Source organism: Pseudomonas sp. Pseusp10 (assembly GCF_059492225.1).
Window position 1 is genome coordinate 3,898,505 of record NZ_CP168528.1, and the last position, 12,872, is coordinate 3,911,376.

Below are 12,872 nucleotides of genomic sequence, written 5' to 3' on the forward strand. Positions count from 1 at the left end.
GCGGGCACTCTCCAGTATTTTAAAAAAATCAGTGTCATTGTTTTTAAACCGGTTCGCGAACCATCTTCCCGAATTAAAACCTGGGAAGATGGTTCGCCGATAAGTCATTGAAGGTAGCGATCGCCGATCACAAGTTTACTGATCGGCGGTCTGCATCCCGGCCCGGGTCGCCCTGCCCAGGGTGCGCGAGAAGAAACTTCCAGCCTCGGAAATCAGATTGCGGTGTATATCTTGCCGATCGACACCATCGGCATCGGTGCACAACGCGGGCATGATCACGATCTGCTCGTCGTTGCACGGCGCCATGAACACGAAGTGGCCTGCCCCGGCCAGTAACTTGAAGTCAGGCGCCGTCGGCAGTTTGCGTGCCAGTGCCGCGGCGTTCTTGTCGAAAGCCACCAGTTTGTCGCCATCGCCGCTGTATAGCAGCACCGGCACATGCACATCGGCCAGGGTGTGGCGGCCGAACTTCAGGCTCAACGGCGCCATCAGCATCAAGGCGTGGACGCGAGGGTCAGCTACCGGTTGCAAGTCGTCGCGGTCGACAATCAATTCGCCCTGGGTGTTGCAGGCATCGCGATCATCCGGACGCTCCTGGCAATAACGGCGCAGGCGATCCAGGTCCGGGGTCGCGCCAGACAGAATCAATGCAGTCTCGCCACCGGCCGAATAACCGATGACCCCCACCTGGTCGGCATTGACGAACGGCGACAGCATACGGTCGCCCAAAGTGGCGGTGATGGCTTCGGAAATCTGGATCGGCCGGCCGTACAGGTTACTCAAAGTACCGAGGCGGCTGTGGTCCCTGGAGTTGTCACCGGGGTGAATCACCGCCACCACGACAAAGCCTTTGCGCGCCAGCGACGTGGCAAGGTCGTGCAGGGCCAGCGGGGTACCGGTGTTTCCGTGGGACAGCATCAGCATCGGGAACCGGCCAATGGCGACTTTGGTGTCCTCCCCGGCTTCGACGGTGTAACCCTCGAGTTTGCTGGTGTGCTCCCAGTCACTGGACGGATAGAAGGCGATGGCGCGCATCGGCTGCAGGTCCAGTGGATCGAGAAAAGTCATCTCATGGAAGCCGACGCTCCAGTGGGGATGCGGTGCAGGCGCGGCGTGCACTGGATTCAGGCTGCTGAGCAGGCAAATCAGTAAAGTTGCACAAAGACGCAGCATGGGATGCCCCACCTTGTTACCGGACTTGAGACGTGAACCCTTGACTGCATAAGTCAGGCCACAATCTGCAACGACCAGAAACAAAAAACTCCGTATCTGGTACTTGCGTAACCAGAATACAGAGTTTTTTTGGCTTTACCTGAACGCTTGCTTACTTTTACGCAAGCCTTACGCGGCGGCGAACAACTGCTCGCTGATTTGCGCGTGCGCAGCGCTCATGGCTTTATTGCGAACGTCGTCACCGTAAGCCAGGCCTTCGGCGCGGACGATTTCGATGTCGGTGACGCCGATGAAACCGAACAGCAGCTTCAAATATTCTTCGTGAGCAACACCGGTGGCCTGTCCGGCATGCATGCCGCCGGAAGTCGAGACGATCACGACTTTCTTGCCACCGCACAGGCCTTCAGGGCCGGCTTCGGTGTAACGGAAGGTCTGACCGGCTACAGCGATGCGGTCGATCCACGCCTTCAGTTGAGTCGGGATGGTGAAGTTGTACATCGGTGCGGCAATCACCACGGCATCGGCGGCCAGGAATTCGGCCAGGGTCGAGGCACTCAGTTCGGCTTCGTGCTGTTGTGCGGCGTTGCGCAGTTCAGCGGTGGTACCGGCGGCGACCAGAGTGGTGGCGGAGAAGTGGCTGATCGCGTCGGCGGCCAGGTCGCGGTAGGTCACCACGGCGGTTGGCTCGGCGGCTTGCCAGGCTTTGACGACTTCGCCGCTCAGCTGACGGGAAGCCGAGTTGTCGCCCAAAATGCTCGAATCGATATGCAGCAGTTTCATGTGGGATCTCCAGGTGAGGATCGCCCACAAGGGCGATCTGATGGGACTAATCCTACATACGAAACCAATAGCTGATTAGACGGCAACAATGCGATAGTTCGTCTCACAGATAGAACAATCGAGTTCACATCATGCAAGACCTCAACGATCTGTATTACTTCGCCAAAGTCGTGGAAGCCGGTGGTTTCGCGGCGGCCGGGCGCTTGCTGGGCATCCCCAAGTCACGACTGTCACGCCGCATCGCCGAACTGGAAGAACGCCTTGGCGCACGATTGCTGCAACGCACGACCCGACAGTTGAAACTGACCGCCGTGGGTGAGCGCTACCTCAGGCACTGCCAGGCGATGCTGTTGGAGGCGGAAATGGCCGACGAGGCCGTGGCCAGCATGTCCAGCGAGCCCCGCGGGCGATTACGGGTGTCCTGCCCGGTTGGGCTGGCCCACGAAATGTTGCCGGGTGTGATCAGCGACTTTCTGGAACGGTTCCCGCAAGTCCAGCTGGAGATCATGTTGCTCAACCGGCGGGTCGACCTGGTGAACGAAGGCATTGACGTGGCCCTGCGTGTGCGGGAACTGGGCGACGAAGACCCGCTACTGGTCACCCGCCGCCTGCGTCAGGCGCAAATGCTGATGGTCGCCAGCCCCGGTTTCCTCGTTGGCCGTGAGATCAACCATCCCGAGGATCTGAAAAGCCTGCCGGTGCTCGGTGCCTTGGAAGCCGACCGCATGGTGCACATCCGCATGCTGGATCAAAAAGGCAAAGTTTGTGAGCTCGCGCTCGAGGCCCGGCTGGGCATCGATGACTTTATCGTGCGCAAGGCCAGCACCCTTTCAGGCCTGGGCTTTACGATGCTGCCTATGATGTATTGCGAACAGGAGCTGGAAAACGGCTCACTGGTGCAGCTGTTGCCCGAGTGGTCGTTGCCCGGTGGCTGGTTGCAAGCGGTCTATCCTCATCGACGCGGGGTGATGCCGGCGGTACGCGCCTGGATTGACCATCTGGTCGAATCATTCAATGCCTGTGGGGAACGGTTGATATGAAAGCTGGACGGATGAGCGAAGAGGATGTCGCGAAATTTTGCCTCGCCCTGCCTGGAGCGCGGGAAGACTATAAGTGGGGAGGCGTACGGGTGTTTTCGATTGCCGGGAACAAGATGTTCGCCTTGCAGGGCCTGCGGGGTGACTCCCTGGCCTTCAAGGTCGACAAGGATCTGTTTCTCGGCCATTGCGACCGTCCCGGGATTCATCCGGCGCCTTATCTGGCGCGCGCCCAGTGGATCATCATGGAAACGCCCTACCCGCTCGGTGGCGAAGAACTACAGGGATTGCTGCAGCGTTCCCACCAGTTGGTGGTGAGCAAACTGCCAAGGCGCACTCAAGTCGGCCTGTTGCTATAGGGCCTTCTTTATTAGAACAAGGCGAACAGGTGTGCGCCGAGGAACAGGTGGTCGATCCAGAACACCTGATGCAACAGCACGATGATCCAGAACACCAACTGGAACGAGACTTTGCGCGTTTTGTGCCGAAACACTTGCTGTGCCAGCAACGCACCGGGCCAGCCTGCGGCGAATTCCAGTGCATGCAGGACATTCTCCGGCGTCCGCCATTGATTGGCGCGCGCCTTGCGCTTGTCGCTCCAGTACAGAAAAAACGTCACGACGCTGACAATGCCGTAGGCCGCCAGGGGAATCAGCGACACCCCGTGCAGCCACAACGACACCGAACCCGACAGCGGCAACGCGCACAGGATTGCAAACACCAGCCACTTCAGCCGTGAATGGCGAACCTGTCCCCCGGACTGGCGCCCGGGGTTATTGCGCGAGCTTGAGTCACTCACGGCTTGACCGCACTCCAGTCGACCCAGCCGAATTGCCAGGTCGCCAGGATGATCAGACCAAACACAATGCGATACCAGGCAAACGCCGCATAGCTGTGGTTGGCGATGAACTTGAGCAGCCCGCGGACCGCGATCATCGCGAAGACGAACGCCGTGACGAAGCCGATCGCGAACACCGGGAAATCCGCCGGGACAAACAGGTGACGGTATTTATAGCCCGAGTACACCGCCGCGCCGACCATGGTGGGCATCGCCAGGAAGAACGAGAACTCGGTAGCGGTCTTGCGCGACAGGCCGAACAGTAACCCGCCGATGATCGTCGAGCCCGAACGCGAAGTGCCAGGAATCATGGCCAGGCATTGGGCGAAGCCGACTTTCAGGGCATCTTTCCAGGTGATGTCATCCACCGTTTCGGCGTGTACTTCATGCTGACGCCGTTCGGCCCACAACATGATGAACCCGCCCACGACCAGCGCCGTTGCCACCGTTATCGGATTGAACAGGTACTTGTGGATCAGGTCGGCGAAGATGACGCCCAACACCACGGCCGGCAAGAACGCGATCAACAGGTTCGCGGTAAACCGCCGAGCGCCCGGCTGGGTCGGCAGGCCGATGACCACGTCGAAGATCTTGCGTCGAAACTCCCACACCACCGCCAGGATTGCACCCAACTGAATAATGATGTTGAACGCCATCGCCCGCTCGCCCCCGAAGCCGAGCAAGTCGGCCACGATGATCTGGTGGCCGGTACTGGAAATGGGCAGGAACTCGGTCAGCCCTTCTACAACCCCAAGAATCAATGCCTGAAAGGCGGTCCAAAGATCCATCAATCCCCCAAAAGGCTATGCGCATCGGCACGCCCCGTTAGTATTTTTCAAAAGCGTTCATCGCGATCAGCGTAGCTGAAGCCCCGCGCATCTAGGATCACCACAGAACCGTAAAAATCCCGTGAAAAAACAACCCTGATTCGGGTTTATCCCTGCGGGGCCGAAATCCTATCAGACAAGTCCGATTGACGCTTCCGCGTTATCGGGGCACGCGCCCTTGCCACAGGATTCCTGACGCCAATCCGGTTACAATCCGCTCCCTCTTCGACTTCCCCAAGGAACCTCCATGTCCGGGCTTGAACTGTTTGCCGCCGCCCTCGGTGTCATTGCCGTCTGGCTGACGGTCAAACAGAATCCCTGGTGCTGGCCCATCGGCCTGGTCATGGTGCTGCTTTATAGCTGGATCTTTTTTGAGGTGAAGCTGTATTCGGACATGCTGCTGCAAGTCGTCTATGCAGCCTTGCAGCTTTACGGCTGGTGGCAGTGGACGCAGTTTGGCGAAACCACCCATGGCCGCGAAGTCAGTCGGCTCGATACCCGGTCTGTGGCCTTGAGCCTTGCCATTGGCGCACTCGGCAGTCTGTTCCTGGGGGCGGCCATGGCTCACTGGACCGACGCTGCGCAACCCTGGCTCGATGCGGCGCTGACCGGGTTCAGCCTGGTGGCGCAGGTCTGGATGGCGCAAAAACGTGTCCAGTGCTGGCCGTTGTGGATTGCCCTGGATGTGATTTTCGTCGGGTTGTTCATCTACAAAGATCTGTACCTGACCGCCACCCTGTACGGGTTGTTCACTGTTATTGCGGTGCAGGGCTGGCGCGAATGGCGCGCCGATCCGGCATTGCACGCATGAAAGTCCTGGTACTCACAGGCCCCGAATCCAGCGGTAAAAGCTGGCTGGCGGCCGAGTTGCAACAGCGTTTCGGCGGGACTCTGGTCGACGAGTATGTGCGCTGGTTCATCGAGCAGAATCCGCGGGACACCACCTTCGCCGACATTCCGGAGATCGCCCGCGGTCAATTGGCATGGGAAGACGAAGCGCGGGCGCAACAACCGTCGTTGCTCATCCTCGACACGCACCTGCTGAGCAACATCCTCTGGAGCCAAACCCTGTTTGGCGACTGCCCCGCCTGGATCGCACAAGCGCTACTGGCCCGGCATTACGACTTGCACTTGCTGCTGTCGCCGGAGCACGTCGAGTGGACGGATGATGGCCAGCGTTGTCAGCCCCGATTGAGTGAGCGCCAGGCATTTTTCGACCAGACCCTGGCCTGGCTTGAGCGCCACGCCCAACCGGTTCAAGTACTGCACGGAGATTGGGCAGAACGCCGATTCCAGGCACTGAACGCCGTGACCCGATTGCTCGGCGCCTGACCGAGGTTTGGGGCAATTTCCCCATCCTCCCCCCTGCTGTGGGGGGGGAAGTGTCCGATCCTGAAACACCCTCCCTGCCTGAAACGGCCCATTTCAACGCCCTTCATCGTTTGCTCACAGGATGTGTTAAGGCATTGTTACAACAACGCTAGAACCCTTGTTCCAGAGGGGTTGTCCCGCAATGACGGGCTGCCTGCGCAGGGTTTCGTCTCACCGTTGATACATCCTCGGCAAAGGGTTCCCGAACCAAGTCTGTAAACCATTGAATCAACTCGTTATTCAAAAGCCGGCACAGCTTTCGCTCTATCCCTCACACAGCTGACCGGGGCCAGCTTACAAATGAAGGTATGAATGTCGTGGAGATATTCAAAAAAAAAGGCTTGATGTGCCTCCTGCTGATCGCGAGCGCTGCTGGCACTGTTCTCAGTTTCAACGTTCATGCCGAAGGCAACGGTGTCATCGTGCTTGATCGTACCGTTCACCCAACTCTCATCGGTCGTAGCGGCGGCAGGGATCCGAACCCGGCCACCATCAATGCCAACCCTTCTGCCCGCGTCACCGGCGAACTCAGCGACGCCGATATCGCCGGGATAACCACCGGAACGACCCCTCATAACAGCTTCGGGCGAAACCCGGGCGGCATGCAAGGCATGCATGTCATCACCAACCCCAACGGTTTGCCTGGCATGTCTGTCGGCCACGGTGGCGGCAGTGGCGGCGCCATTTCCGGAACCATCAATCGCGCCATGAGCAGCGGCCTGGGCTCACTGGGCAGAATGGCGGGAGGCCAGTGAGATGGATCGTTTCTTCCTGTTACCTGCCCTGTTACTTGCCCTTCTCGACAGTACCAGCGTGATGGCCGATTCGGGCGTCAGTTCGGTGAACAACGCCACCTTCCTGGATTCCGGTACTCAATACCGAGGCAACTTCAGCGTCAACCAGGCCGCGGGTGATCAACAGCAGCAGGCCAACGTCCGCGCGATCGCCATTGGCACCCAAGCTGGTGCGACCACCAGCGTCAGGCAGAGCATCACCACGCCCGCCAATCCGTCGATGGATGCGACGGCCAATATCGGCGGCACCGCCTTCAGTAATGGCAACGGCGTACTGGGCGTGAACCAGGGTGCCGGAGCGAACAACCAGATGGCCAACGCCATGCGCATCAGCATCAGCGCTGCACCGCAAGCCGTTGACGATAGTGCCCTTTCTCAACAGAACGTGGCGTTGTTACCGAACTCGGGAGCAACTGGCACCCCAAACGGCAGTCGCCAGGTCGTGACAAGCGACCAGGCCTTCACCGGCAGCCGGGGCGTGATCCAGTTGAACCAGAGTGCCGGGGTGGGGAACCGAATGGCTAACACCCTGAGCATCCGGGTCTCTGATTGACCCCGATAAAGTGCGATCAGGGACTTACCAACACTTGACCAACCAATGAGCTCGGAGAAGCACCATGAACCCGACAACTGCTCTCAAACCACTGGCTTTCGCCCTGGCAGCAGTGATGGCATTCGCAGCCCAGGCAGCCGGTGTTGATGATTCCGCGCAGGGCAATGGACAGGGCAGCAACCAACAGCCTAACGGCCCGTCGCTGGAACAGATTCTGCAGATTACCGCAGGTGCCGGGGCCGCCGTGCTGGACTCGCAGGAAAGCAGTGACAGCAGGGTAGTGAACCGGGGCACCCAAAACGACGCTAAAATCGATAACTCCCTGAACAACTCCAACGGCAACATGGGCGCCAACGTTGCAGCCGGTAACGGCAACCAGCAAGACAACGCCGCCGCCCTTGCCACGGCTGACGAAGCCTTCATTTTCGGCAGCGCGGTCGCCGTCTCCAGCGCGACTCAGAAGAGCACAGGCAACACCGCCAGGAACCACTCCAACACCAACAACACAACGCTCAATAACGCTGGCAACAGCGGTTCCGGCAACATCGGCATCAACGTGACCACCGGCGACTTCAACCAACAGAAAAACAACCTGGCAATTGCCGTTTCGGGCGGCCGTGTCGCAGTAGCCGCGGCGGCGGCCAACCAAAGCACGACCGGGCTGAACATCACCAACAACGCCAGAACTGATTTCGTACCCGTGGGTGTACTCGGTCTGTCCGGCATAACCACTCAACAAGTGATGACGCCAGAAGGCTGGAACCCCCCTGTAACCAACAATGCTTCGATCACGGGCTCGATGAACAGCTTCTCCGGCAACGGCGGAGCCAACGTATCGTCCGGCGTCGGCAACCAGCAAAGCAACTCGCTGTCCATCGCCGCAGGTTGTAAATCATGCCCATAATCGCGACCGCCATGAAAATCCTGGCGATGGGGCTGCTCTACATTCACAAGGCGTATCGATGATGCGTAAGACTGCCCTTTTCGCCCTGCTCTGCCTGTCTGGCCTGACCCAGGCTGCACAGATGCCGGTTGCCGCCCTGCCGGGTGGTGTGCTGGTGTACAAGCACGTACAGAGTTTGCGTGAGCGCAAGTTCAGCGACATCGTCGAACAAAAAACCGATTTCAGCTGCGGCGCCGCAGCGCTGGCAACGATACTGCGCCAGGCCTATTGGCTCGACGTCGATGAGGAGCACATCATCAAAGGCATGCTGGTCTACGCAGACCAGGACCTTGTGCGTACTCAGGGTTTTTCCATGCTGGACATGAAGCGCTACATAGAAAGCATCGGCATGCGCGCCCGGGGCTACAAGATCCCGCCGGAAAGACTCGATGCAGTGACGATTCCGGTGGTGGTACTGATGGAAATTCGCGGCTACAAGCACTTCGTGGTGTTGCAGCGCGCGGACAAGAACTGGGTCTATATCGGCGACCCGGTACTCGGTCACAAACGCTACGCCCATGATGACTTTGTCAAAGGCTGGAATGGCATTATCTTCGCTATCGTCGGTACGGGTTATGACAAAACCAATGCGTTACGCAGTCCACCGCAACCGCTGACAGCCAAGAACAAGCTGGATAATTTCAACCCGGTCAAAGATGCTGAATTGATGGATTTTGGTTTCATACAGAGCGACTTCTTTTAATCGCCAATAAGATGATAGGGGGCAGGATGCTCCGGGAGCAGCAAATGAAAACCTCGTATTGGGTGGTCGCTGCCTGTCTGGCAGCGACCACTTCAGGTTTTGCTGATGAGTTCAGACCCATCGAAATCAAGGACCAGGAACTGGCCGAGTTGCGTGGCCGGTATGTGATGCCGGGGCGGATCATCAGCTTCGGTGTTGTCATGAGCAGCACCTGGCGCAATGCCAGTGGTGATTTGATCGGGGCATCCACCTCGATGCAGCTTCAAGCCACAACGGTCAAGCCCGAGTTCCATGTTTCAACCATCAAACAAACCGGTAATGGCGGAACGCCCAAATCGGGTAGCGGTAACGTGCTGGGTGGCGCTGCTCTGAGCACTTCTCGGGGCGTAACCCAGGTCACACGGGCCGCAGGCGATGGCAACAGCTCAAGCAACGACATCGCCATCAACGTCAAAGAGGCCAGCACGGCCCCGGCACTGGTGCCGAGCCAGGGTCAGGCGCTGAAAGCCGGTCAAACCATCACCGGCAGCAATGCTGCAGGCAGTGTCGCCGTTTCCGCGACGGGCGGCGGGATTCAGATGGCCATTACTGCCAATAACAATCAGGGCTCAAGCCTGCAAAAAGTCGCCCAAGGCGGGTTGCTGCAAAACACCCGGTTGCTGGGTAGCAGCAATATGGTCAATAACATGACCCAACTCAACGTAGTGCTCAACAATAATGGCCCGAGTGCTGGCGCGTTGGACTGTAACCTGAATCAACTCGCTGCATTACGGACCATGGGGTATTGAACTACGCTGAGTCTGGACCATTGAGCACAAATGGACGGCTTATTTCATGTACCGATCAGTATCACTGCGTGCAGTTGTCTGCTTGAGTGCTCTGCTCCCCACGGCGATGTTGCAGGCAGCATCTGACCCGGAAATGGAGGCTCTCAAGCAAGAGCTTCTGGAGTTGAAACAACGATACGAAGTACAGCAAAAAGCCCTGGCAGTTCTCGAACAACGGGTCCGCCAGGTCGAAGACCAGCCCGCTTCGCCCCCTCCCAAACGCCTGGTCAAGTCGCCAGCGGACCTGAAGGGCAATCCAAGAGTCGCCAGCGGCACCGGTGCCGCGGCGGCTTCAGGGGGCGCCGCCGGGGGCAGCGGCAGCTCTTATGGACAATCACTGGCCGATGACTCACAACCGGCGCAAAGCGTTTCAAACCTGTATGACGAGGCCAGCGGGTTCTTCGGCGGTGGCAAATTCAGTTTCGAAACCGGGATAACCTACTCCAGATACGATACCCGCCAACTGATCCTCAATGGCTTTCTCGCCCTGGACTCGATCTTCCTGGGCGCCATCAACCTGGACCGGATCAAGGCCGACACCTGGACGCTTGACCTCACCGGCCGCTACAACTTCAACAATCGCTGGCAGTTCGACCTGAACGTGCCGGTGGTCTACCGTGAGTCCACGTACCAGTCCGGTGGTGGTAATAACGGCACGGCAAACGTCACGACCGAAGCTACCGTCAAGGAAGACCCGACCATAGGTGACGTCAACTTCGGTATCGCCTACAAATTCCTCGACGAGTCGGTCAACACCCCGGATGCCGTGGTGACCTTGCGCGTCAAGGCGCCGACTGGCAAAGATCCGTTCGGCATCAAGCTGGTTCGGGTGGACGACAACTCCAACCTGGCCGTGCCGGAATCCTTGCCTACCGGTAACGGCGTCTGGTCGATTACGCCGGGGATCTCTCTGGTCAAGACGTTCGATCCGGCAGTGCTGTTCGGCAGCCTGTCCTATACACACAACCTGGAAGAGTCTTTCGACGACATCAGTTCCAACCCGGCGGTCAAGACCCCGGGCAAAGTACGCATTGGCGACAGCTTCCAGATTGGCGCCGGTATTGCGTTCGCCCTGAACGAAAAGATGAGTATGTCGTTCTCGGTCTCCGACCTGGTGCAACGCAAAAGCAGGCTCAAGGAAGATGGCGGGGATTGGCAATCTGTGGTGTCCAGCGATGCCAACGCCGGTTACTTCAACATCGGCATGACCATTGCTGCCACCGACAGCCTGACCATCGTCCCCAACCTGTCCATCGGCATGACAGACGATGCCCCGGACTTCCAGTTCAGCCTGAAATTCCCTTACTACTTCTGACCCGAACAAAACAGGTTATTCACGCAATCCCGGGAAACTGTAGGAGCCAGCCTGCTGGCGATGGACTCGAATGCGCCGCGTTCATCCAGTTCACACGCGTTATCGTTAACGACCATCGCTGGCAAGCCAGCTCCCACAAGAGACCGCGCCTGTAGGAGCAGCCGGTCGACGCTCGATTGCTGGCGATGGACTCAAGCACGCCGCGCCCGCAATTTCCATTGCAGCGGTCTTTTTGTTTAAAGCAGGAATTCAACGAATCTGATGCTTGTGCAACAACCGGTAGAAGGTCGGCCGCGACACACCCAATACTTTGGCGGCGACACTCAGGTTATCGCTGTGGCGGTTCAATACATCGCACAATGCCTGGCGTTCGGCCCGGGATTTGTATTCTTCAAGGGTGCCCATCGGCGCGGCGATTGTATGCTGACTGATCAACCCCAGATCACGGGCCTCGATCTGCCGGCCTTCGGCCAACACCAACCCGCGACGAACGCGGTTGGCCAGTTCACGAACATTGCCTGGCCAGTCGTGTTTGCCCATGGCGATCAACGCGTCTTCGCTGAAACTGCGTGGGCGGCGCCCGGTTTCACGGCTGTAGAAATGGGAGAAGTGGTTGGCCAGCGTCGCCAGGTCGCCATGGCGCTCGCGCAGCGGAACGGTCGCCACTTGCAGTACGTTCAAGCGGTAATACAAGTCTTCGCGAAAGCGTTTCTTCTCGATGGCGGCTTCAAGGTCGACGTTCGTCGCCGCCAGAACCCGCACATCCACCGGAATCGGCTGGCTGCCGCCCACCCGCTCGATGTGTTTTTCCTGGAGGAACCGCAGCAGGTTGGCCTGCAACTCCAGTGGCAGATCACCGATCTCGTCGAGAAACAGTGTGCCACCGTTGGCGGCTTCTATCCGTCCGACCTTGCGTTGGTGCGCGCCGGTAAATGCGCCTTTCTCATGGCCAAACAGCTCGGACTGGATCAAATGTTCGGGAATCGCACCACAATTGATCGCAATAAAGGGTTTGCTATGACGCTGGGACAGACGATGCAGGGTTCGGGCGACCAGTTCCTTGCCAGTGCCGCTTTCACCCCGAATCAACACCGCAGATTCGGTCGGAGCCAGTTTGCTCAACAGCTTTCGCAGTTCACGGATAGGTTTGCTGTCGCCCAGCAATTCGTGCTCGGGCTGGTCAACATGGACCGTACCCTGCCCGCGCAACCGCGCCATGCCAAACGCCCGGCCCAGTGTTACCTGAACCCGGGCCACATCGAATGGCAAGGTATGAAAGTCAAAAAACCACTCACAGACGAAGTCGCCGACATTTTGCAGTCGCAGCACATCCTGATTGAGCACGGCTATCCACTCGGTGCCGCTGCGGCTGATCAGTTCTTTGACAGCGTCCGGGTGCTCGAGGTGAAAGGGCTGCAAGCGTAACAAACCCACGTCACAGGTTCGGTCAGTGGCGTTCTCCAGTGTGCAGCTGTCGACATCCCAACCGATAGAGCGCAATCCAGGGAGCAGACGATAGCAATCGTCACAGGGGTCGACCACTAATAGACGTCTTAAAGCAGGCGCATCGCTCATGACTATTCCTTGGCGCCAAATTTATGAAAATTTATTAAAAACAGTCATTTGGCGGACCCGACTGTAACATTAGCAAGAATTTGACAGGTCCTTGTACCGTTTAACTATAGGGACGCCATACAACCAGTTATAAGCT

General features: G+C 58.4%; 15 protein-coding genes. 10 read left to right on the plus strand and 5 right to left on the minus strand.

All coding sequences use genetic code 11. From position 1 onward, the window contains the following. Positions 1 to 135: 135 nt before the first annotated feature. Both ACEN8Z_RS17490 and ACEN8Z_RS17495 read right to left on the minus strand, forming a co-directional pair. Positions 136 to 1,173: an alpha/beta hydrolase family protein gene (locus ACEN8Z_RS17490; RefSeq protein WP_495595045.1), complete on the minus strand. Its 1,038-nt coding sequence runs from the start codon at positions 1,171 to 1,173 to the stop codon at positions 136 to 138. A gap of 168 nt (positions 1,174 to 1,341) precedes the next feature. Further along, a complete protein-coding gene (locus ACEN8Z_RS17495) occupies positions 1,342 to 1,953 on the minus strand; it encodes an FMN-dependent NADH-azoreductase (protein WP_442097477.1) in 612 nt (203 codons plus the stop codon). A gap of 131 nt (positions 1,954 to 2,084) precedes the next feature. Between ACEN8Z_RS17495 and ACEN8Z_RS17500 the strand changes: the two genes are divergently transcribed. Beyond that, complete coding sequence (locus ACEN8Z_RS17500; protein WP_008003386.1) at positions 2,085 to 2,993, plus strand: LysR substrate-binding domain-containing protein; 909 nt, start codon at positions 2,085 to 2,087, stop codon at positions 2,991 to 2,993. Beyond that, positions 2,990 to 3,349, plus strand: coding sequence for an MmcQ/YjbR family DNA-binding protein (locus ACEN8Z_RS17505; protein ID WP_495595046.1), 360 nt, complete (start codon positions 2,990 to 2,992; stop codon positions 3,347 to 3,349). The genes ACEN8Z_RS17500 and ACEN8Z_RS17505 overlap by 4 nt, the downstream gene beginning before the upstream one ends. A gap of 11 nt (positions 3,350 to 3,360) precedes the next feature. Here the strand turns inward: ACEN8Z_RS17505 and ACEN8Z_RS17510 are convergent, their stop codons facing one another. Beyond that, a complete protein-coding gene (locus tag ACEN8Z_RS17510; RefSeq protein ID WP_008003381.1) occupies positions 3,361 to 3,789 on the minus strand; it encodes a DUF1294 domain-containing protein in 429 nt (142 codons plus the stop codon). Then, positions 3,786 to 4,616 carry an undecaprenyl-diphosphate phosphatase gene (locus tag ACEN8Z_RS17515; protein WP_495595047.1) on the minus strand — a complete coding sequence of 277 codons (831 nt, stop codon included), beginning with the start codon at positions 4,614 to 4,616 and terminating at the stop codon, positions 3,786 to 3,788. The genes ACEN8Z_RS17510 and ACEN8Z_RS17515 overlap by 4 nt, the downstream gene beginning before the upstream one ends. A 286-nt stretch (positions 4,617 to 4,902) precedes the next feature. Between ACEN8Z_RS17515 and pnuC the strand changes: the two genes are divergently transcribed. The 8 genes from pnuC to fapF all read left to right on the plus strand — a co-directional run bounded on the left by pnuC (position 4,903) and on the right by fapF (position 11,161). Then, the gene (gene pnuC, locus ACEN8Z_RS17520) at positions 4,903 to 5,466 is read left to right on the plus strand and encodes a nicotinamide riboside transporter PnuC (RefSeq protein WP_495595048.1); all 564 of its coding nucleotides are present in this window, start codon (positions 4,903 to 4,905) and stop codon (positions 5,464 to 5,466) included. Beyond that, positions 5,463 to 5,987 carry an AAA family ATPase gene (locus tag ACEN8Z_RS17525; RefSeq protein WP_495595049.1) on the plus strand — a complete coding sequence of 175 codons (525 nt, stop codon included), beginning with the start codon at positions 5,463 to 5,465 and terminating at the stop codon, positions 5,985 to 5,987. Before pnuC ends, ACEN8Z_RS17525 begins: the two co-directional genes overlap by 4 nt. 347 nt (positions 5,988 to 6,334) lie before the next feature. Continuing rightward, the gene (gene fapA, locus ACEN8Z_RS17530; protein ID WP_495595050.1) at positions 6,335 to 6,781 is read left to right on the plus strand and encodes a functional amyloid chaperone FapA; all 447 of its coding nucleotides are present in this window, start codon (positions 6,335 to 6,337) and stop codon (positions 6,779 to 6,781) included. Position 6,782: 1 nt separating this feature from the next. Then, complete coding sequence (gene fapB, locus ACEN8Z_RS17535) at positions 6,783 to 7,373, plus strand: fibril amyloid subunit FapB (RefSeq protein ID WP_495595051.1); 591 nt, start codon at positions 6,783 to 6,785, stop codon at positions 7,371 to 7,373. A gap of 64 nt (positions 7,374 to 7,437) precedes the next feature. Further along, the gene (gene fapC / locus ACEN8Z_RS17540; protein WP_495595052.1) at positions 7,438 to 8,277 is read left to right on the plus strand and encodes an amyloid-like fimbrin subunit FapC; all 840 of its coding nucleotides are present in this window, start codon (positions 7,438 to 7,440) and stop codon (positions 8,275 to 8,277) included. Positions 8,278 to 8,338: 61 nt separating this feature from the next. Next, positions 8,339 to 9,019: a fibril amyloid maturation endopeptidase FapD gene (fapD, locus tag ACEN8Z_RS17545; protein ID WP_495598145.1), complete on the plus strand. Its 681-nt coding sequence runs from the start codon at positions 8,339 to 8,341 to the stop codon at positions 9,017 to 9,019. 26 nt (positions 9,020 to 9,045) lie between these two features. After that, the gene (fapE, locus tag ACEN8Z_RS17550) at positions 9,046 to 9,807 is read left to right on the plus strand and encodes a fibril amyloid subunit FapE (protein ID WP_495595053.1); all 762 of its coding nucleotides are present in this window, start codon (positions 9,046 to 9,048) and stop codon (positions 9,805 to 9,807) included. A gap of 46 nt (positions 9,808 to 9,853) precedes the next feature. Next, positions 9,854 to 11,161: a fibril amyloid transporter FapF gene (fapF, locus tag ACEN8Z_RS17555; RefSeq protein ID WP_495595054.1), complete on the plus strand. Its 1,308-nt coding sequence runs from the start codon at positions 9,854 to 9,856 to the stop codon at positions 11,159 to 11,161. Between the two features lie 249 nt (positions 11,162 to 11,410). On the opposite strand, the gene ACEN8Z_RS17560 is transcribed toward fapF, so the two are convergent. Then, entirely contained in the window at positions 11,411 to 12,736 is a 1,326-nt protein-coding gene (locus ACEN8Z_RS17560) for a sigma-54 dependent transcriptional regulator (protein WP_495595055.1), read from the minus strand. Positions 12,737 to 12,872 lie beyond the last annotated feature (136 nt).

Excerpts from the sequence above, each read along its gene's own strand:
- ACEN8Z_RS17525 (WP_495595049.1), top strand. The coding sequence starts at position 5,463 with ATGAAAGTCCTGGTACTCACAGGCCCCGAATCCAGCGGTAAAAGCTGG.
- ACEN8Z_RS17560 (WP_495595055.1), bottom strand. The coding sequence starts at position 12,736 with ATGAGCGATGCGCCTGCTTTAAGACGTCTATTAGTGGTCGACCCCTGT.
- fapE (WP_495595053.1), top strand. The coding sequence starts at position 9,046 with ATGCTCCGGGAGCAGCAAATGAAAACCTCGTATTGGGTGGTCGCTGCC.
- fapC (WP_495595052.1), top strand. The coding sequence starts at position 7,438 with ATGAACCCGACAACTGCTCTCAAACCACTGGCTTTCGCCCTGGCAGCA.
- ACEN8Z_RS17495 (WP_442097477.1), bottom strand. The coding sequence starts at position 1,953 with ATGAAACTGCTGCATATCGATTCGAGCATTTTGGGCGACAACTCGGCT.
- ACEN8Z_RS17515 (WP_495595047.1), bottom strand. The coding sequence starts at position 4,616 with ATGGATCTTTGGACCGCCTTTCAGGCATTGATTCTTGGGGTTGTAGAA.
- ACEN8Z_RS17490 (WP_495595045.1), bottom strand. The coding sequence starts at position 1,173 with ATGCTGCGTCTTTGTGCAACTTTACTGATTTGCCTGCTCAGCAGCCTG.
- fapF (WP_495595054.1), top strand. The coding sequence starts at position 9,854 with ATGTACCGATCAGTATCACTGCGTGCAGTTGTCTGCTTGAGTGCTCTG.
- fapB (WP_495595051.1), top strand. The coding sequence starts at position 6,783 with ATGGATCGTTTCTTCCTGTTACCTGCCCTGTTACTTGCCCTTCTCGAC.
- ACEN8Z_RS17500 (WP_008003386.1), top strand. The coding sequence starts at position 2,085 with ATGCAAGACCTCAACGATCTGTATTACTTCGCCAAAGTCGTGGAAGCC.
- fapA (WP_495595050.1), top strand. The coding sequence starts at position 6,335 with ATGAATGTCGTGGAGATATTCAAAAAAAAAGGCTTGATGTGCCTCCTG.
- fapD (WP_495598145.1), top strand. The coding sequence starts at position 8,339 with ATGCGTAAGACTGCCCTTTTCGCCCTGCTCTGCCTGTCTGGCCTGACC.
- pnuC (WP_495595048.1), top strand. The coding sequence starts at position 4,903 with ATGTCCGGGCTTGAACTGTTTGCCGCCGCCCTCGGTGTCATTGCCGTC.
- ACEN8Z_RS17505 (WP_495595046.1), top strand. The coding sequence starts at position 2,990 with ATGAAAGCTGGACGGATGAGCGAAGAGGATGTCGCGAAATTTTGCCTC.